The following is a 19108-nucleotide window of genomic DNA, read 5'->3' on the forward strand; positions in this document are numbered from 1 at the left end:
TTCTGTATGTTTACTTAGGAAGTCAATATTTCACCAGCTTAGTAGCGTATGCAAATACTGTACCTGATTTTAAGCCTCTTTTTTGCGGGTGTTTCGACGGTCTGGGCACAACCAATTTCGTCGGCGGGTGCGATGCGGTATTCCGTTGAAATCGGCGGCTTAGGTACATCAAGCCCGCAAAATCCATTTTGGCTTCGGGCCAATCAATACAATACGACGCCACTAAAAGGATCGTTCGGGACGGCTCGAATTGGCGTTATTCGTGACTATGCACTCCGGCCCGATTCTACAGGAAAAAGAAAAAACCGCTTCGATTGGGGTTTTGGGCTGTATGCGGTTGCCAATGCCGGTCCAACGCCCACCTCCGATAATCCTGCCTTTTTACTGCCTGATGCGTATGCAAAAGTCCGATTCAGGTATCTGGAACTCTACGCAGGTAACCGGCGCGAAGTAGCCGGGCTTGGCGATACATTGCTGACATCGGGTTTTGTGGCCTGGTCAGGCAACGCCATGCCTTTTCCAAAAATACAACTACACACACCCGATTTTGTGCCTATTGGTTTTACCAAAAAACTGATCGCCATACGGGCGGGCTATGCACATGGCTGGCTTGTCAATTCGTATATTCAGGGGAGTTATCTTCATCAGAAATATTTGTATGGGCGCATAGGCAAGCCCAACTGGCGCGTTCGAATCTACGGCGGGTTGAATCACCAGGTGCAGTGGGGTGGTCATGCCGATTATCTGATTGGTACACCGCTGGCCGTGAACGGGAGTTTGTCGACCTCGTTTCAGGACTATTTATCGCTCGTGACCGGGCGATACCCCGATGCCCTGCAAAACGACCGATTTACGGGTTTTGACGGGACCAATCGACTGGGTAATCACGTAGGCAGTTACGATCTGGCGCTGGAATGGAAAGGCGATAAGGCCAACTGGTTGCTGTATCATCAGCATATGTATGACGACGCGTCGGGGCTGGCCCTGCAAAATGTGCCAGATGGATTAACAGGTTTGCGTTTCCTCAATCGGCAGAAAACAAGACCCTTATTTCGCTTTCAACGGCTGACGCTCGAATGGCTAACGACTACCAATCAAAGCGGCCCCACGTTCGACCCGTCGGCCCGGTATCAGGGCGCAGATAATTACTTTAACCACAGCCAGTATATTCAGGGTTGGTCGTATAAAGGGCGCACGCTTGGCACGCCTTTTATCATGCCTCGTACCGATTTAACCCCGGCCATAGCGAATGGGTACGGCGGTAATGGCTACTACCCGAACAACCGGGTTGTGGCCTGGTATGTAGGCGGGATAGGCGCATTTCGCAGTGGGCCAACGCTCACGATGCGCGCATCTTACAGTCGTAATTTTGGCTCCTATAAGCAACCTTATCCGCAGGTATTCCATCAGTTATCTACTTACCTGTCTGCTCAATGGCCAATTGTCAAATGGCCGGGTATTTCGCTCATAACCTCCCTCGCTCTTGACCGGGGTGAGTTGATGCCTGATAGCTTTGGCGGTTTTGTGAGCTTGAGGAAGTCTTGGTAAATCCTTCATTATCAGTAATTAACTAAAGGGATTAAGATTAATTTTAATCCCTTTTTAATTTTTTAAATCCAGATACAGCCCGTAATCGTATAGTCAGTGGCAGTTTTTACTTAACGTCTCTGCCAATTTTTCAACGCGAGAAACTATGACTATGCTTTACAAAAAACGCCTTCGACTTGTTGCTGGTCTATTGGCGATTAGCGCTTTACTCACGCTTGATGCCTGCCAGGACCACCGCCTGTCGCCCGACCCGGCTACCCTGCCGGATGCCACAGTTTATGCTCTCAACGATGCCAACCAACTGCTGCGGCTGAGCATTCGAAATTCTGGTACGCCCCAGGCTACGATGGGTATTATGGGTGCGGGCCTGATGAGTGGCGAACGGATGCTATCGATTGATTTTCGACCTGCTACCGGGCAACTTTACGGGGTGAGTAACATGAGCCGCCTGTTTGTTATCAACACAGCAACGGGAGAAGCGCGACCCTTAACCACGACACCGTTTACGCCCGCTATTGCCGGGAGTGTGGTTGGTCTGGATTTTAACCCAACAGTTGATCGTATCCGGCTTGTGACCAACACAGGTCAGGATTTGCGGTTGAATCCCGAAACGGGAACGGTTGCGGCTGTCGATGGGTCGATCAATGGTATATCGGGAGCTATGATTGCCGAGGTGGCCTATACAAACAACCGGGCAGGAGCAACGACGACAACGCTTTATGACATAGATCCTGCTACGGATCGGCTTTATATCCAGAACCCACCAAACAATGGTACCCTAACGGATGTCGGCTCGCTGGGACTGGATATTACCGGCTCGGCTGGATTTGATATTGCGCCCGGCGATAATACGCAGGGTCTGGTGGCTGTAACCTTCAATGGTAGTTCAGAGCTGCAACAGATTAACCTGTCGACGGGCCGTTTGCAGAAGTTGGGTAACTTGCCCGGCACTATTATTGGTCTGGCCATCCCAACCGAACCGGTTGCCTACGCTGTTGATGGATCGGGTAATCTGCTCATTTTTAACCCACTCAATCCGTCACCCATCGCCAAACCACTCACCGGATTGCAAGCGGGTGAAACGCTTCTTGGCATTGATTTTCGACCAGTTAATGGCCAGTTGTATGCCATTGGTAGCACAAGCCGACTTTACACCCTCAATACGTCCAATGGCGCAGCAGCCTTGGTGGGAACTGGTCCGTTGAGTACGTTGCTAAACGGGAATGACGTTGGCTTTGATTTCAACCCTACTGTCGACCGTATTCGGGTTATTACCAATGCCGGACAAAACTTACGGCTGAATCCGAACGATGGTGCTGTTGCTGCTGTGGATGGCGCGCTGAATCCGGGTACGCCAACGGTAACGGCAGCTGCGTACACGAACAACGTTGCGGGAGCAACGACAACAACCTTGTATAACCTGGATACGCAGGGGGCCACGGTGATGTTGTTTCAGCAGAATCCGCCCAATAATGGGACACTTGTGTCGGTAGGCTCGCTGGGATTCCCGGCCGAAGGGGCTAGCGGATTCGATATTGGCGGAACGTCGGGTACAGCCTACGCCTTACTTCGGTCGAATGGATCGACTCGTATTTATACGGTTAACCTGACAAACGGGTCATCGGTGTCAGGGGCTCTATTGCCCGGTAATCCGGTAATTCGCGGATTTGCCCTCGGTTTAGGTTTCTAGCAGACCATCATAGAATAACAGCGGCCCGATTCGTCATTGACGAATCGGGCCGCTGTCGTTTTACACGGTTTTACCGGCTCATATACATATTCCGTTCTGAGTACACCTTCTGAAAATAATCGTCGGTGAGGTCGTCGATGAAGTAGATACCCTCGCCGGTCGATTTCATTTCGGGGCCCAGCTCCTTGTTCACATTCGGGAACTTGCTGAACGAGAACACCGGAATCTTGATGGCATAGCCTTTCTTAACGGGATTGAAATCAAAATCCTTCACCTTCTTGTCGCCCAGCATCACTTTGGTGGCGTAGTTCACATAAGGCTCCTGGTAGGCCTTACAAATGAATGGTACCGTGCGGCTGGCGCGGGGGTTGGCTTCGATAATGTACACCACTTCGTTCTTGATCGCGAACTGAATGTTGATCAACCCAACCGTTTTGAGCGCAATCGCAATTTTGCGGGTATGTTCTTCGATTTGCCGAATCACATTATCGCTCAAATCGAAGGTAGGCAGCACGGCATATGAGTCGCCGGAGTGAATACCTGCTGGCTCGATGTGCTCCATGATACCGATGATATACACATCTTCTCCGTCGCAGATGGCGTCGGCTTCGGCTTCGATGGCGTTTTCGAGGAAGTGGTCAAGCAGGATGTTATTATCAGGAATATCCTGCAAAATCTTCATCACGTGTTGCTCCAGCTCGTTCTCGTTGATCACGATTTTCATGTTCTGGCCACCCAGCACATAACTTGGGCGAACCAGCAATGGGAACCCTAACTCACGCGAAAGCTCCAGCGCACCTTCCGACTCCCGTACAGTTCCGAATTTCGGGTACGGAATGTCGAGTTCGCGCAGGAGGTTCGAAAACTGGCCCCGGTCTTCGGCCAGATCGAGCGCTTCCCAACTGGTACCGATGATTTTGATCCCGTAGCGTGTTAGTTTCTCCGCCATTTTCAGGGCCGTCTGCCCACCCAGCTGCACAATAACGCCTACCGGCTGCTCGTGCATGATGATGGCGTGAACGTGCTCCCAGAAAACCGGTTCAAAGTACAGCTTGTCGGCAATGTCGGGGTCAGTCGAAACGGTTTCAGGATTACAGTTAATCATGATGGTTTCGTAACCGGCTTCTTTGGCGGCCAGTACACCATGCACACAGGAGTAGTCGAACTCGATACCCTGCCCAATGCGGTTTGGTCCCGAACCCAGAATGACGATTTTGGGACGGTTGCTCCGGATCGACTCGTTGCCGGGCAGATCAGAAACCGGTTCGGCATGATCGGTCGTGATAGGCACCTGGTTGTTAAACGTCGAGTAATAATAAGGCGTTTTGGCCTCAAACTCGGCGGCACAGGTGTCTACACATTTAAAGACCCGGCGAATGTTGTGCGCCTGGCGGTAGTCATAAATTTTACTTTCCTTCACCTGCAGCAGGTGAGCCAGCTGACGGTCGGCGTAGCCTTTTTGCTTCGCGATGCGTAACAGTTCGGGCGGGATATCATCCAGGTCGTATTGTTGAATTTCGCGTTCCAGCTCAATCAACTCTTCGATCTGGTGCAGGAACCAGGGGTCGATTTTGGTTAGTTGCTGAATTGTCCGGAACGACATCCCCGCTTTAAACGCATCATAGATATGGAAAAGGCGGTTCCAGCTTGGATGTTGCAGGCTTTCGGTCAGGGCTGCGCGATCGGTTAGTTCACGACCGTCGGCGCCAAGACCGTTGCGTCGAATTTCGAGCGACTGACAGGCTTTCTGCAGAGCTTCCTGAAAATTACGGCCAATGCCCATCGTTTCGCCTACCGACTTCATTTGCAGACCCAGCGAGCGGTCGGCACCCGGAAACTTGTCGAAGTTCCAGCGGGGTACTTTCACAATCACATAGTCGATAGCTGGTTCGAAGAAGGCTGAGGTGGTGCCCGTAATGGGGTTGATTAATTCGTCGAGGTTATAGCCGACGGCCATTTTCGCGGCAATCTTCGCAATGGGGTATCCCGTTGCTTTCGACGCCAGCGCCGATGACCGGCTTACCCGTGGGTTAACTTCAATAACGATGATATCGTCGGTTTGCGGATTAACCGAGAACTGAATGTTACATCCTCCGGCAAACTGCCCGATGCCGGCCATTACCCGGATAGCCAGATCGCGCATTTTCTGATACAGCGTATCGGGCAGGGTCATGGCCGGTGCAACCGTAATACTGTCGCCGGTATGAATACCCATTGGGTCAAAATTCTCGATAGAGCAGATAATGACGAAGTTGCCGTTGTTATCGCGCAGCAATTCCAGTTCATACTCTTTCCAGCCCATCACACTTTTTTCGACCAGCACTTCATGAACGGGCGACGCGTGCAAACCAGCTGTAAGGGCTTTATCGAAATCTTCGGGATGGTTTACAAAGCCACCCCCCGTGCCGCCAAGCGTATACGATGGCCGGATAACGAGCGGGAATCCAATTTCCTGCGCAATTTCTTTGCCTTCCAGAAACGAGCGGGCCGTACGCCCTTCGCAAACGCCTGCATCAAGTTGCAGCATCAACAGCCGGAACTTCTCCCGATCTTCTGTCGTCTCGATGGCTTTTATATCGACGCCAATAATCTCGACACCATATTTTTTCCAGACGCCCGCTTTATCGCAGTCGATAGCCAGGTTCAGCGCCGTTTGGCCACCCATCGTCGGTAGAACCGCGTCGATAGGTTTGCCCATCTCCTGATGTTTCTTCAGGATTTCGACGATGGATTTTTTCTCCAGCGGCAGCAGATACACGTAGTCGGCATTGATCGGGTCTGTCATGATCGTAGCCGGGTTGGAGTTGATCAGCGACACTTCGATTCCTTCTTCACGAATGGAGCGGGCGGCCTGAGAGCCAGCATAATCGAATTCACATGCCTGGCCAATAACGATGGGGCCTGAGCCGATAATAAGAACGGAGCGAATGTTGGTATTTTTAGGCATTTTTCAGTGGGAAAATGAACCGTTCCGGGGTTCCGGAAATAGGAACATGGGTGACCCCGATTGAATAAAAGCTATAGACTAGTAAATGAACAGAACGAAGACTGACTGATAGGCCCTACCGGATACCCAAAAATCTTGCAAAAGTAGCGTATACTAGGGAAAGGAACAGAGTATTAGTCAAAAATTTACGGTTTCTCCATAAATCACCTATAAACACCCCCGCCTGATCTCCATTTGATAACCATTCTTGCAAAAAGCGTTTCAGTGATCTATTTTTGACTACAAGCGTTTTCCTTACTCTGTGTTATGACCCGTCCTTATTCGCTTTTTATATTCGTAGTCGTTAGTTGCCTGGCCGTTACCTGTGCGCGTGATTATCCGTCCACCACTCCGCATGCGCCCGCTGTGGTTAATCCACCGGCTGGCGGATTGCCGGGCCAGCAACAACCCGCTGCCCAGCGCCGGTTATTTCTCGGAAACGATAAACTTCGGGTTGGTATCGACCTCAACATGGGCGGGGCCATTACGTATCTGGCCGAAGCAGGGAGCAGTGAAAATATGGTGAATAATCCGGATCTGGGCCGCCAGATTCAGACATCCATTTATGCTGGTCCGATAAATTATGAGCAGAATAATAAAAAACCACCAGCCCAGTGGCCATACCTGGGCTGGAATCCGGTTCAGGCGGGTGATTACTACCTGTATCCTGCCCAAATCGTTAGCTATCAGCAAACAGACAATCTGATCTATGTAAAGACCATACCCCATATCTGGCCGCTGTTAAACGAACCTGCCGAATGCACATTTGAACACTGGATTACCATCAAGGATAATACCGTGCATGTCCGTTGCCGTGTGGCGGTGAGTCGTGCGGATACTACGCAGTATGACGCCCGTACGCAGGAAACCCCCTGCGTTTACCTGAATGGCCCTTACGATCGTATGATCACCTACACAGGCCTGAAGCCCTTTACCAATGATGCCATATCGGAGTTTACCGAACGGCAGGTAACCAATCGGTACGCTTCCGAAAACTGGGCTGCCCTGCTGAATGCGAAGGGACGTGGTGTGGGCCTGTATAAGCCGGGACAAGTGCGTTTTCGAACGGGCGCATTCGGCATACCGCATGTGGGCAGTGAATTCGACGTGTCAGCAGGCTATATTAACAGTGAAGAGTTTTTGCTGGTCGACCACAACGGAGAGTATGAATTTGAATACACACTCATCGTAGGGTCACTGCCCGATATTCGGCAGTATGTGTATAACCAGCCGCGACCGCCATTGTCGCCAAACTATACGTTTTCGAATGATCGGCTGGGCTGGTTCTATATCAACACAACCGACCGGGGCTGGCCTATTCAGAACGAACTGAATGTGCAATGGGCCCGAAATAATAAGAAAGACGTGAGTTTCCGAATCGCCAGTCCATTGCATTTCTGGTATGCATCGAATGTGCCAAAAATTCAGGTAGAAGCGGCCTTTCAGACGAAGGGGACGGTTGCCCGACTTTCCTGGCGAAAGCCGGATGAAGTCGATTTTATGGAAACGGAAGGGCGTTACGTTGATTTTCCTATTACTGGCGATGGACAGTTTCGAACCTATGAGATCAACACAAGTCAATTGTCGGGATGGGATGGTGTTATCTCGCAAATCTCGTTGACCAGTCCACCCAGTCAGTATAGTTATGAGAATGGGTCGCGGGTGCGGGTGCGGAGTGTAACCACAAAGAATTGACAACGCAATTGCCCAATCAGCTGTGGAGCAGAAGCCATCCGTCAGTAAAACTCTGCTTTTTTAGAAAACAAACCGTCTCGCACCTAGTTGTAGTGATAAGTTCACAAACTATAGAAACGAGACTGTTATGATTACGAATAAAGAAATTGTCGACGATCTAAATGATCTGGTCAAAATAAACAATGACCGCATTCAGGGGTACGAAAAAGCCATTGACGACACCGAAGACCCTGCATTAGATGACCTGTTCCGGCATTATGTTATACAGAGCCAGAACTTCCGTAGCCAGTTAGCTGAGCACATTGTGCGCATTGATGGACTAGCCGTATCAGATGCTACGTCTACGGATGTAACGAGCAAAATTCACCGCGCTTGGATCGACATCAAGTCGGCCCTGACGGGAAAAGATAAAGAAACGGTATTGAGCTCGGTTGAGTTTGGCGAGAATGCCGCCGTTGAAGCGTATCAGGACGCCATTGCTAAAGATCACATTCCTGCTTACATGAAAGAAGATCTGCAAAAGCAGCTTACCGAATTGCAGGCCGCTCTGGATAAAGTAAAAGGGCTGCAAAAAGTTGCTTAGGGTTTAGTTATTGGTTATTAAGTTAATGGGTTATTAGTTAGTTGCTGACTATCAGTGTACTAACTAATAACCCATTCGCTTAATAACCGGTAGCCATTATCCAGCCAGTTTCGCCATCGGCATTACGCACCAGTTGAAACGAGTTGTTCGTCGCCAGCACATCGACTGTTGTTCCTGTCGGCAGCGTTTTTATAGAAGCCGCCCGGCTATCGGCAGCGTCTAATAGCGGCCGGGGCGCGGGAAGGGTCAACCGACGAAGCGGGCGATTTTCTACTTCGGTGGTGTTGCTCGCTATGTAGCCAATAAGACCGTCGGGGAGTTCGACGCGAAGCCAGGCTTCGGTGCCGCCAATTATTGTTACCGCCGATGCCTTTGGCAACTGGCGAACAACACCGCCATCACTTCCCGGCGATACCCGCACCGCCGAGCGAGCCGTAGCGACCCGAACCGAATCGCCCAGTCGTGAAGCCGACAGCAGCGATTGCCTTGCCGGGCCGCGCCCGAGACGAATAAAGGGGAGGGGGTCTGTTGCGCCATCCGAGAAGCCATAAATACCGAAATGCAGGTGCGGCCCCGTGGTGCGGGCGTTTCCGGTATTACCCACAAAACCAATGGTATCGCCAATAGAAACCCGCTGCCCGTTGCTGACATTCCAGCGATCTAGGTGGGCATAATAAAGCCGGACATTTCGGTCGTTATCGGTCAGAAAAGCAACATTGCCGCCCAACTTGCTCACACCAACCCCCGAAATTACCCCATCGACCGAGGCTACAGCCGGTGTACCTCTAGGCGCGAAAATATCGACGCCTTCGTGCCGCCGTCGCCCACCATCGCGAGCCACCCCAAAAAAACTGCTTATCTGGCGACTGTCACGGCCTTTTACCGGAAAGCTCAAAGCTGGTTCACGGGTAATCGAGATTGTGTAGCTACCTGTCCGCAGGAGTTCGGGCTGAACCCGAATCAGGTAGGTTTGCGTTTTTCGAGGTTCCCAGGCCAGCACATTGGTATCGGCTTTGGAGGCCGCAATCAGGCTGGTTCGGTTCCGGGACTCCAGCGCAAACACATCAATAAACACCTGCGTATCTTTTTGCCCCTGCGTTTCAACACGTACCAGAAATCGGTCGCCCCGTTGCGCATCGAGCCGATAACCTACAGCAAAAGCTTTAGAGGCCGAAAAATAGCCACTTTCGCGGTATGGAATCGTGATTTTGAGCGAGTCGCGAAGGGCCCGTTCGCCCATCGAAAGCCAATCTACACCGAGGGCTGTCCGGTCGAGTTTCGCTTCTTTGAGTGATTGCCCATACTGCTCGTGGGGCGATGATGAGCGGAACAGATTAGCCGTTGGTCCCACACCCGTGCAAGCAATAACTCCGCCTGCCAGCAAGCCGGCCCAAAGTGAATGAATTAAGTTCTTAACTACCATAGTTAGTCTGGTGTGTTAAACGACCTTTTCGCGGTGATATTTCAGTCGTGACAAGTAAACCACCATCATCAGACTGACCAGAATGCTCAAAAGAGGCACTAAAAAAGACAACCCGGCCACAACGGTGTAGATAACTGTACTAATGATTAAACTGGTGCGCACGGTCTGGCTACGTACATTAGCCGCCGGGCGTTTCAGGAGCCTGAAGTTATCGGTGGCGTGGTTCCACATGAGCAGTAGCGTACCCGATATACCTGCAAAAAGCAGCATATATAGTGCAGCCGACAGCTGGTGGGCGGGGGTGTTAATGTAATCAGCCAGTAGAGAGGTGGTAAACGGAACAATGGTGACCAGCATTAACAGCAGACCGTTGTAGAACATGAAACGGCTATCGCTGCGCAGAATGACGTTATACATCCGGTGATGATTCAGCCAGATGATAAAAATGGTCGTGAAACTGATTAAGTAGGCCACGTAATTGGGCCATTGCTGGAGCAAAGCCAGTGCCAGATTGTGGCTTGAGGTAGCGGCTTTCAGGCTGGGTGCTTTGAGCTGGAAAGTGAGTAGCGTAATATCAATCGCGAAAACGCCGTCGCTGAATGTTTCCATACGAAGCGTTTCGTTTTCCTGAAAAGCGGCCATTCTTTAGTTTGTTGAGTATCTGTTTGACAAACGGTTCGTGCGCCGAATAGTTGTAAACAGCTGCCAATTACAAAAGCTCAGATTCTCCCAAGGAAGCACTTTAGGATTATGTTTTTAACAGGATGTACGGGCCAAGCCAGAGCTTGGCCCGTACATCATTTACTAACGTCTATTCAGGCTTCGGTACTGCGCTGTCTGCGTTTGGTTATGAAATAGACCGGAATACCCAAACCGGCTATAAGCAGGCCCATGCCGGTATTGAAGGTTTTGGTATATAGTAAAATCACACAGATTGTGGTGCCTGCAATGATGTAGAGCGCCGGAATAACAGGATAACCGAATGCCCGATACGGACGCTCGGCGTTGGGTTCGGTGCGCCGAAGCCGGAACAAACCAGCAATAGTGACGATGTAAAACAGCAGGGAGGCAAATGTACAGTAGTCGAGCAGGTCGCCATATTTGCCCGACAGGCAAAGCAACGACGCCCATATACACTGTAGCCACAACGCCCGGCCCGGCACCGCGTTTTTGTTCAGGTGCGATGCCTGCTCAATGAAGAGGCCATCTTTAGCCATAGCATAATACAAACGGGCACCAGCCAGAATCAGACCGTTGTTACAGCCAAAGGTCGAAATCATAATGAGAACGGCCATGATGGCAACGGCTACATTCCCGAATACGGTTTCAACGGCCGCCGTAGCCACCCGGTCGGCTTCGGCAAATTGAATGCCCCGACCCACAATATCGGTAGCGGTCGGCAATCCTTTCAGCGGCAGCAACGACAGGTACGAAACGTTTGCCAGAAAGTAGATCGTTGTCACAATCAGGGTTCCAAAGAACAAGGCCAGTGGTATATTTCGGCGTGGATTCTTGATTTCGCCCGCAATGAAGGTAACGTTATTCCAGGCATCGGCCGAGAACAGTGAGCCAATCATGGAGGTACCGAAAGCCAGAATCAGGGCCATACCGGCAAGCGGGAGCACCTCGCCCGTAGCCGAGGTTGTGCTGGCATCCCAGGCATTGGTAAGGTTAGTCGACAGTAAGCCGGTACTCAACCCAATGGTGATTCCAACAACAATTAGCCCCAGTAAGGCAATGAGTTTGGCCGATGTAAACACATTCTGAATCATCTTGCCACTCTGCACTCCCCGACTATTGAGCCAGGTGAGCAGCACCAGGCTCGAAATAGCGAAAATTGACCCACCCGATATGTCGACAGGCCCGATTGAAAACAGCACATTCGCTGGACTCAGGGAGGGGATAAACACGGCGGAGTACTTGGTAAACGCTACCGCGACAGCTGCAATGGTGCCGGTTTGAATAACCAGAAAAACTGTCCAGCCGTAGACAAAGCCTGTTAATGGACCGAAGGCCCGCTGAATGTAAATGTATTGCCCACCGGCTTTAGGCATCATGCCCGCCAGTTCGCCGTAGCTAAGGGCGGCCGCTACCGTCAATATACCCGTGAGTACCCACAGCATCAGCAACCAGCCCGACGAACCCAGGTTGCGGGCCATATCGGCCGTAACGATGAAAACGCCGGAGCCGATCATCGAACCGGAAACGATGAGCGTGGAGTCGAGTAGACTTAGAGACCGTTTGAATTCTGTCGGTTCCGTTGTGGCGTCGGCCGAGGAAAGAGAGTTCGGGGTGTTTGCTGACATGAACATGAAGATATACCCACAAGAAGCAAGCGTTTTGCCGAAAAAGCAACCCTTTCGCCTACGAACAGACGTTTAAGCATCATTTTATGCCTGAATCTGTAATTCTATTTGCAATAATCCCTGAAAAACAGAATCGCTAAGCGATGTTAAGAATAGATCAAAAAAGGATTAACCACAGAGACTTTCCGCTGCTGCGGTATACAGGCCACAGCAGATTGAGTTCTCTAAAGATGAGCTTAACAAAAAAAGGGATTAACCCCAGAAGCACAGAGGTCACAGAGAACTCAATCCTCTGTGACCTCTGTGCTTCTGGGGTTAATCCCTTTTCTTGTTGATAATGACCCCAACTTAATTGGGCATCACTTTCGGGCCCTGCCGATTGATTTCGGAAACGTAGGCTTCGCTTGTAATGCCAACCGCCAGGAACGCCTGTTGCATGGCGGCTCCCACTTTCTCGGCTGTTTGGGCATCGCGGCTTAGCGCAAACATGGATGGCCCCGATCCGGAAATACTGCATCCTAACGCGCCGTTGTCCAGTGCTGCCTGTTTGGCCTCGTTGAATTCGGGAATCAGGATAGCGCGTACCGGCTCGATAATGACATCGACCAGCGAGCGGCTGATAAGATCGTAATCGGGAGTCATCAGACCCGCAATCAGCCCGGCTACATTACCCATCTGAATGATGGTGTTTTTTAGCGAGACTTCATTTTTCAGAATGAAGCGGGCATCTTTCGTATTAACCTCAATATCAGGGTGAACCAGCGTGCAGAATAACGTAGCTGGCGTTTCAATCTTTATTACGTCCAGCGGATTGTAGCTTCGAACAACAACGAATCCACCCAGCAGCGAAGGCCCAACATTATCGGCGTGGGCCGATCCGCAGGCAATGCGTTCGCCTTCCATAGCAAAAGGCAGCAATTTTAGAATGGGTAAGGGCCGCCCCAGTAACTCATTAACGGCAAAAACACCGGCAACGGCACTGGCTGCGCTGGAACCTAAACCACTGCCGAGAGGCATCTGCTTATGCAGCACAATATCAAGGCCAAGGTCTGCCCGGTCAATATGCTTCAAATACGTTTGAATGGCGATACCGGCCGTATTCCGGGCAGCTTCGCGGGGTAAACGACCGTCGTCGCCGATGATGTCAGTAATACGAACGCCCGGCTCATCGCTGGTTGTCAGAACAATCTGGTCGCCGGGGTTATCAACAGCAAACCCAAAAATGTCAAATCCGCAGGCTACATTAGCTACGGTGGCGGGTGCAAATACTCGAATAGAATTCACGATAGAAGGAGAGGCAACGATGCGCAAAGGTAATGATTTGGGTTGGAAATCAATTTTGCCGAACGCACAGGACCAGCCTTCATTCTCATGGTTTTACGTCCGGTTAATAGCTGGGTCATAAAAAAACTGCCCGTTTACAAACGGGCAGTTTTTTCAGGCGCTGGTGAGTATTATTCACCAAATAAACTATGCCATATACCTTTCGCCTTTTCTTTGGCAAGTTCGATCTGGAGAGCGGCTTCGGCCTTCAGTTCGTCTAGCTTAACCTGCGCAGCTTCCAGTTGAACAGCGGCTTCGGCTTTCATTTCATCAAACTTGTCTTCGGCCACATCCGACAGTTCATCGGCTTTGGCTGACGCTGAGGCAAAAGCTGTTTCGGCCTGGGCTTGCAGGTTGGCAATGTTCTCGGCCGTAGAGACTTTAGCGGCTTCAAAATGCTCCGTCGCTTTCGCCTTTAAGCCTTCGATATCAATATCTTTTCCCAACTCCTGCGCCTGTGCAACCAATTTATCCTTCAACTCATCGAGTTGAACGGCAGCGGCATCCAGGTGTTGACCCGCTTCTGTTTTGAAGGCTTCCAGTTTGTCGGCAGTTGTGGCCTTCGTAGCCTGAACGGCTTCGGTAGCTTTAAGTTTTTCGTTGTTTTCCATGTTATTACTCGTGGGATTTTACTAACGGGCGAAAATTGAACAGAAACCGGGGGAAAAGCAAAAAGAAAGGGATAAAAGGGGAGTAAAGGGACGAAGGGGAGTAAAGGGACGAAGGGGAGAAGGTGGACGAGAGGGGATAAAGGGACAGGAGGGAAAAATAAGAGTAAATGACTAGTTATACCTTTTTTTCCCTCTCGTCCCTTTATTCCCCTTTCGTCCCCCTCCTCCCTTTTATCCAAGCCTTCTAATAATCAATCCATTTACCAGTTCGAATAAACTGGCGGGTTTGAGGGTTCGCCAGTTGGCAATGTCGAGCGTGCCGCCGAAGTTGATGTAATAGTCGAGGTGGTATTTTTTCCATTCCCGCTCAATGAATTCCGGCGAGTGAATAGCCGCAATCCAGCCGTCTTCTACGTCCTCAAACCATTCCTCATAATAGCTATCGTCGGAGCCATGAAAATTGAGGACATTCTCGCTGATGAGAATAAAGTACTTGATATCCTCGTGTACCAGTGGGTCAATGACCTGCCGCTTCAGATACATGATGTCGTTGTGCAGTGTGTCGTTCCACTCACCGAAGAGTTCGATCACTACGAATTGTTTGTCATAATTGGCAAACAAAATCTTGCAATAGAGTGTCTCGGAGCCAATTTCGTCCCACAAGGGATGAATGTAATAGCCGTAAATATTATTTTCATACTGCTGCATGTTGTACTCCCGCTCATAAAACGGCGACCGCTCGTCTTCTGACGCGGTGTAGTACTTTTCCCAGCCGTAAAAAGGTTCGATATCCTGCATAACCAATTCGTGAATGTGTGAATGAGTGACTGGTAGAATAGATAAGGCGAAAATCATTCGCTCATTTATTCATTGAGGCATTCGCTCATTTTTACTTGCATAACGACAATTTTCCCGCGTTTGTTGAATCGTATTATGGGTAAGTTTACAACATGAAACCCATTAGTAAAAACATTCTCATAACCGGTGTTTCGACGGGCATCGGCTACGGTGCTGCGAAGCATTTTATTCAGCGTGGATACACCGTTTTTGGGAGTGTTCGAACGCAAACCGATGCTGATCGCTTACAGGCCGAATTTGGCGATTCGTTCGTACCGCTTCTATTCGATGTCACGGATGCCGACGCCGTGACCGAGGCCGCCCGTTCCCTTACCGAGCGACTGGCAGGCAGTGGACTGGGCGGACTTATTAATAATGCGGGAATTGCCATTGGCGGACCCTTGCAAAATCAGCCAATGGCACTTATTCGGCAGCATTTCGACGTAAACGTATTGGGGTTGATTCAGGTTACGCAGGCGTTTTTGCCGTTGCTTGGCGCACGGGAAAATCACCCGGTTCAGCCGGGGCGCATTCAGAATATCAGCTCAGCCAATGGACAGATCGCCATTCCGTTTATGGGTGCTTATGTGGGCACCAAACACGCGGTAGAAGGTCTGTCGCACAGCCTTCGGCGGGAGTTGAGTTTATTTGGTATCACCGTAATCATTGTGGGGCCGGGAGCGGTTAAAACACCCATCTGGGGAAAAGGAACGGACATGAGCCCCTACGCAGACACACCCTATTATCCAGCCATGAAACGGTTTCTAAAACAGGTGAAAGTCGCTGAAAATCGCGGCTTTACGGTTGATTATCTTGGTGAACGTATTGCCGATATTCATGAAACGGCTCGTCCAAAAATCCGATATGCCCTGGTACCCGGCAAACTGATGGGCTGGATTCTGCCCCGTTTATTGCCGGCCCGAACGCTGGACTTGATTCTGGCGCGAATTTAACGGATTAAAAATCAGCTTCCCTGCCGACCGGGACGGTTGGCATTACCTATGCTCAAACCAGCTTTTCAAAAAGACGAAGTCTTACTTGCCGATATCGAAACAGCTCGACAAGAACCGAATAAACTGCACATCTGGTGGCTTGGCCAAAGTGGATTTTTGGTTCACTACAACGATACCTGTGTACTGTTCGATCCGTATCTGTCCGATTCCCTGTCGCGCAAATATGCCGATACCGATAAGCCGCACGTTCGTATGTCAGAACGCGTTATTGACCCGGCCCGCTTGAACAGAATCGACGTTGTAACATCCAGCCATAACCACACCGATCACCTTGATGCCGAAACCTTACAGCCGCTCATTGCTGCGAATCCGGCGCTGCAATTTATTATTCCCGAAGCCAACCGTGCGTTTATTGCTGATCGCCTTAAAACCCACCCTGACTGGCCAATAGGCTTGACCGATGGGCAAACAACTACGGTTGGTGAGTTGGTAATTCATGGCGTTCCGGCGGCACATAACGAAATCGAACGCGATGCCGAAGGACGCTGTAAATTCATGGGCTTTGTGGTGGAAATTGCCGGGTATCGGGTGTATCATTCCGGCGATACGCTCTGGTATGATGGTATGGTGGACATGTTGCGCCCGTTCGACGTGGATGTGGCGTTTTTGCCTATCAACGGGAATAAACCCGAGCGACGCGTAGCGGGCAATCTGAACCCCGACGAAGCTGCCCTGCTTGGCCGCGACATTGGTGCAAAACTGGTGATCCCGCATCACTACGATCTGTTTGAGTTCAATACCGCCAACCCCGCCGACTTTGTACACGCCTGCGAAACCTACGGAACGCCTTACCGGGTGATGCAACTGGGGGAGCGCGTATCCTTGAGCCGGTAGAAGCTGTACGCGTGTAGCTTTGTCAGGCATAAACTAACCGCCATGAAAAACGTCCTTATTTTCTGCTTATTCCTGACCTCACCACTACTGGCGCAAACCGATACAACCCGGCAACGTGCGCTAAATTTTACCATTCAGGTGGTTGATAATCAGATTAGTATTGGGTATGGATTAGCTATTGGTGATGTTGATGGCGACAAGAAATTAGATATTTTACTGGCTGATCAGAAAGAAATTGTCTGGTACCAAAACCCCGGGAACAAAACCAGTCCGTGGAAACGCCACGTCATGGCGGCTAACCTAACCCAGCAGGATAATGTGTGCATTGCCGCCCGCGATCTGGACGGCGATGGGCGCGTGGAGGTGGCCGTTGGGGCAGGCTGGAACCCGGCAGAGACCAATGACAGTACCAAGTCTGGCGCTGTTTTTTATCTCCTGCGTCCACAGGACCCAACCCAGCGTTGGGAGCCCGTTCGACTGCCGCACGAAGTGACCACCCACCGGATGCGCTGGGCGCAGGTTGGTAAAGGCTCCTATCAGTTAATCGTTGTCCCGCTACACGGTTTGGGTAATAAAAATGGCGAAGGACGGGGCGTCAGGATTTGGGGTTATGAGTTTCCGAAAGACCCGCGTGGTGTCTGGAAACGGCATCTGGTTGATTCGACCATGCACCTCACGCACAACGTCGAGATTTGGGAAGACGGCGACAATGGTTCGGCCACGGGCCTGATTGTTGCCAGCAAGGAAGGGGGCAATATTTTTCAGTGGCTGAAAAAGAAGTGGCAACCCGTCGACAGTGAATCGGCCAATAATGCGCTGCCTCTGTTAACCAAAGATGTTGCCGGAATTGGCGAAATCAGACGCCTGAATAAGGGGAGAGGCATTGCAACAATACAGCCCATGCACGGCAATCTGCTTCAGGTAGAAAGCGGAAACTATACCCTCAGGAAGGCTGCCAATAAAGACGCCGATAAAGAAATTACTATCCTTTCCGACATTCTCAATCAGGGGCACGCCCTTGTTTGTGGCGATTTTCTGGGAACCGGAAGCGATCAGGTGGTGGCGGGCTGGCGAAATCCTAACGCAGATAAGAACGTTGGTATTCGCCTGTTCAAACCTGATGAACGGGGAACGGTGGCGGGATATACATTGGACGATAGCGTTCGGATGGCATGCGAGGATTTACAAGCCGCCGATTTGGATGGCGATGGCGATTTAGACCTGATCGCGTCGGGTCGGGCCACGTTGAACGTGCTTATTTATTGGAACGGGTTGAAATAGGCCGCCGATTTTCTCATCCCTGATATCGGATCAACAGAACGATCGAGGCCAGACCAAGCACAATACCGACTATCTCCCTAGGGGTGATCTTTTCCTCAAAAAACAACTGACTCAGCAATACACTCAGCGCAATGGCCAATAGCGAGTGAATAAGCCCAATGGTGAAGAGTTTAAACGTCCGCATCACGTAGAACCAGCCCATAGCCGTAGCTCCATAAATCAGCCCTCCAATTACTAGTTGCCGCCAGCCAACCCAACCCGTTTGCAGCGATGCCTTTTTAATGAAATAGTCGCCCAATACAGAGATCAATTCAAGGCCCACTATGATAAGGAGCCCCTTGATTCGTTCGTTCATGATTTTGCCAGAAAAGTGACGTTTTGCAGGGTAGACAGGAATAGGTCATTTTCTGACGATTGTATGGTCAGCAAGGTTTGTGGCATACTAAGCAAAGCTGGGGCAATCTCGGCTAATGTCAGCCGTAGTTCCGCCTGAAATGGACGATTTTGTGTTACAAATCCCCGACAGGAGGAAGCACCGCAGTAACAGATAAAGCTTTCGAAATGACCGTAGTAGCTACTATAATCTTCTACTATTTCCTCGTCCGGCTCAATGGTGCGCAGAGCCACACTGATGTTGTCGAATTCCAGTAAGCCTGTTGAGTTTGGCGCGCAGGAATGGTTCACGTACTTGCCTTCGTCCCAGGGAATAATGACCCGGTTTTGGTTGTCGAGGTAGCTATAGATATTTAGTTTTTTCTGCTGTAATGCGTCGAGAGCGAAGTAGTGAGGCAACGCTAGTTTCGCGTCGATATCATCAATAATCCAAATGATCTCACCCCGTTCAAAACGTCGTTTCGCAAAAAGCCCCAGGCCTTTTGTTGTGTTATGCACGTAAGTGTCCGGATGAATCATAAGGAAAGCGAGAACACAGGTTTGGCTTCGTATACTAGCTTGGGTATACGATGGTACTGAAGGGAA

16 protein-coding genes are annotated in these 19108 nt (G+C 50.6%); 7 read left to right on the top strand and 9 right to left on the bottom strand.

Annotation, left to right across the window (positions count from 1 at the left end; all coding sequences use genetic code 11):
* Positions 1 to 48: 48 nt before the first annotated feature.
* Positions 49 to 1548 carry a capsule assembly Wzi family protein gene (locus CWM47_RS16725; protein WP_100989401.1) on the top strand — a complete coding sequence of 500 codons (1500 nt, stop codon included), beginning with the start codon at positions 49 to 51 and terminating at the stop codon, positions 1546 to 1548.
* Positions 1549 to 1693: 145 nt separating this feature from the next.
* Complete coding sequence (locus CWM47_RS16730; protein WP_100989402.1) at positions 1694 to 3238, top strand: DUF4394 domain-containing protein; 1545 nt, start codon at positions 1694 to 1696, stop codon at positions 3236 to 3238.
* Positions 3239 to 3308: 70 nt separating this feature from the next.
* On the opposite strand, the gene carB is transcribed toward CWM47_RS16730, so the two are convergent.
* The gene (gene carB, locus CWM47_RS16735; protein ID WP_100989403.1) at positions 3309 to 6185 is read right to left on the bottom strand and encodes a carbamoyl-phosphate synthase large subunit; all 2877 of its coding nucleotides are present in this window, start codon (positions 6183 to 6185) and stop codon (positions 3309 to 3311) included.
* 306 nt (positions 6186 to 6491) lie between these two features.
* Here carB and CWM47_RS16740 point away from each other — a divergent pair, with 306 nt between their 5' ends.
* Entirely contained in the window at positions 6492 to 7919 is a 1428-nt protein-coding gene (locus CWM47_RS16740) for a hypothetical protein (RefSeq protein ID WP_100989404.1), read from the top strand.
* A 127-nt stretch (positions 7920 to 8046) separates the two neighbouring features.
* A complete protein-coding gene (locus CWM47_RS16745; protein WP_100989405.1) occupies positions 8047 to 8502 on the top strand; it encodes a ferritin-like domain-containing protein in 456 nt (151 codons plus the stop codon).
* A 79-nt stretch (positions 8503 to 8581) separates the two neighbouring features.
* Here the strand turns inward: CWM47_RS16745 and CWM47_RS16750 are convergent, their stop codons facing one another.
* The 6 genes from CWM47_RS16750 to CWM47_RS16775 all read right to left on the bottom strand — a co-directional run bounded on the left by CWM47_RS16750 (position 8582) and on the right by CWM47_RS16775 (position 14963).
* Positions 8582 to 9925 carry a M23 family metallopeptidase gene (locus tag CWM47_RS16750; protein ID WP_100989406.1) on the bottom strand — a complete coding sequence of 448 codons (1344 nt, stop codon included), beginning with the start codon at positions 9923 to 9925 and terminating at the stop codon, positions 8582 to 8584.
* Positions 9926 to 9940: 15 nt separating this feature from the next.
* The gene (locus CWM47_RS16755; RefSeq protein ID WP_100989407.1) at positions 9941 to 10567 is read right to left on the bottom strand and encodes a TMEM175 family protein; all 627 of its coding nucleotides are present in this window, start codon (positions 10565 to 10567) and stop codon (positions 9941 to 9943) included.
* A gap of 173 nt (positions 10568 to 10740) precedes the next feature.
* A complete protein-coding gene (locus tag CWM47_RS16760; RefSeq protein WP_100993911.1) occupies positions 10741 to 12231 on the bottom strand; it encodes an APC family permease in 1491 nt (496 codons plus the stop codon).
* Positions 12232 to 12579: 348 nt separating this feature from the next.
* Positions 12580 to 13515, bottom strand: a complete 936-nt coding sequence (locus tag CWM47_RS16765) for a homoserine kinase (RefSeq protein WP_100993912.1) — start codon at positions 13513 to 13515, stop codon at positions 12580 to 12582.
* A gap of 170 nt (positions 13516 to 13685) precedes the next feature.
* A complete protein-coding gene (locus CWM47_RS16770; protein WP_100989408.1) occupies positions 13686 to 14165 on the bottom strand; it encodes a hypothetical protein in 480 nt (159 codons plus the stop codon).
* Between the two features lie 231 nt (positions 14166 to 14396).
* On the bottom strand, positions 14397 to 14963 hold the full coding sequence (locus CWM47_RS16775; protein WP_100989409.1) for a hypothetical protein: 567 nt from the start codon (positions 14961 to 14963) through the stop codon (positions 14397 to 14399).
* 152 nt (positions 14964 to 15115) lie between these two features.
* On the opposite strand from CWM47_RS16775, the gene CWM47_RS16780 reads away from it, so the two are divergent.
* From CWM47_RS16780 to CWM47_RS16790, 3 genes are read left to right on the top strand one after another with little or no spacing between them, the layout of a single operon-like run.
* Complete coding sequence (locus CWM47_RS16780; protein ID WP_100989410.1) at positions 15116 to 15955, top strand: SDR family NAD(P)-dependent oxidoreductase; 840 nt, start codon at positions 15116 to 15118, stop codon at positions 15953 to 15955.
* A gap of 48 nt (positions 15956 to 16003) precedes the next feature.
* Complete coding sequence (locus tag CWM47_RS16785) at positions 16004 to 16849, top strand: MBL fold metallo-hydrolase (protein WP_100989411.1); 846 nt, start codon at positions 16004 to 16006, stop codon at positions 16847 to 16849.
* Positions 16850 to 16891: 42 nt separating this feature from the next.
* Positions 16892 to 18130 (top strand): FG-GAP repeat domain-containing protein, encoded by a 1239-nt coding sequence (locus CWM47_RS16790; protein ID WP_100989412.1) that lies wholly within the window; start codon positions 16892 to 16894, stop codon positions 18128 to 18130.
* Between the two features lie 13 nt (positions 18131 to 18143).
* Here CWM47_RS16790 and CWM47_RS16795 read toward each other — a convergent pair whose 3' ends face one another.
* Positions 18144 to 18485, bottom strand: a complete 342-nt coding sequence (locus tag CWM47_RS16795; RefSeq protein ID WP_100989413.1) for an EamA family transporter — start codon at positions 18483 to 18485, stop codon at positions 18144 to 18146.
* The gene (locus CWM47_RS16800) at positions 18482 to 19042 is read right to left on the bottom strand and encodes an SET domain-containing protein (RefSeq protein ID WP_100989414.1); all 561 of its coding nucleotides are present in this window, start codon (positions 19040 to 19042) and stop codon (positions 18482 to 18484) included. The genes CWM47_RS16795 and CWM47_RS16800 overlap by 4 nt, the downstream gene beginning before the upstream one ends.
* Positions 19043 to 19108: the final 66 nt, after the last annotated feature.

Source organism: Spirosoma pollinicola (assembly GCF_002831565.1).
In the GTDB taxonomy this organism is placed as follows: domain Bacteria; phylum Bacteroidota; class Bacteroidia; order Cytophagales; family Spirosomataceae; genus Spirosoma; species Spirosoma pollinicola.

What these genes read in the sequence shown, in the direction of transcription:
- CWM47_RS16795 (WP_100989413.1), bottom strand. Translation starts at nt 18,485, where the DNA reads ATGAACGAACGAATCAAGGGGCTCCTTATCATAGTGGGCCTTGAATTG.
- CWM47_RS16745 (WP_100989405.1), top strand. Translation starts at nt 8,047, where the DNA reads ATGATTACGAATAAAGAAATTGTCGACGATCTAAATGATCTGGTCAAA.
- CWM47_RS16760 (WP_100993911.1), bottom strand. Translation starts at nt 12,231, where the DNA reads ATGTCAGCAAACACCCCGAACTCTCTTTCCTCGGCCGACGCCACAACG.
- CWM47_RS16785 (WP_100989411.1), top strand. Translation starts at nt 16,004, where the DNA reads ATGCTCAAACCAGCTTTTCAAAAAGACGAAGTCTTACTTGCCGATATC.
- CWM47_RS16755 (WP_100989407.1), bottom strand. Translation starts at nt 10,567, where the DNA reads ATGGCCGCTTTTCAGGAAAACGAAACGCTTCGTATGGAAACATTCAGC.
- CWM47_RS16770 (WP_100989408.1), bottom strand. Translation starts at nt 14,165, where the DNA reads ATGGAAAACAACGAAAAACTTAAAGCTACCGAAGCCGTTCAGGCTACG.
- CWM47_RS16780 (WP_100989410.1), top strand. Translation starts at nt 15,116, where the DNA reads ATGAAACCCATTAGTAAAAACATTCTCATAACCGGTGTTTCGACGGGC.
- carB (WP_100989403.1), bottom strand. Translation starts at nt 6,185, where the DNA reads ATGCCTAAAAATACCAACATTCGCTCCGTTCTTATTATCGGCTCAGGC.
- CWM47_RS16790 (WP_100989412.1), top strand. Translation starts at nt 16,892, where the DNA reads ATGAAAAACGTCCTTATTTTCTGCTTATTCCTGACCTCACCACTACTG.
- CWM47_RS16775 (WP_100989409.1), bottom strand. Translation starts at nt 14,963, where the DNA reads ATGCAGGATATCGAACCTTTTTACGGCTGGGAAAAGTACTACACCGCG.
- CWM47_RS16725 (WP_100989401.1), top strand. Translation starts at nt 49, where the DNA reads ATGCAAATACTGTACCTGATTTTAAGCCTCTTTTTTGCGGGTGTTTCG.
- CWM47_RS16800 (WP_100989414.1), bottom strand. Translation starts at nt 19,042, where the DNA reads ATGATTCATCCGGACACTTACGTGCATAACACAACAAAAGGCCTGGGG.
- CWM47_RS16730 (WP_100989402.1), top strand. Translation starts at nt 1,694, where the DNA reads ATGACTATGCTTTACAAAAAACGCCTTCGACTTGTTGCTGGTCTATTG.
- CWM47_RS16740 (WP_100989404.1), top strand. Translation starts at nt 6,492, where the DNA reads ATGACCCGTCCTTATTCGCTTTTTATATTCGTAGTCGTTAGTTGCCTG.
- CWM47_RS16750 (WP_100989406.1), bottom strand. Translation starts at nt 9,925, where the DNA reads ATGGTAGTTAAGAACTTAATTCATTCACTTTGGGCCGGCTTGCTGGCA.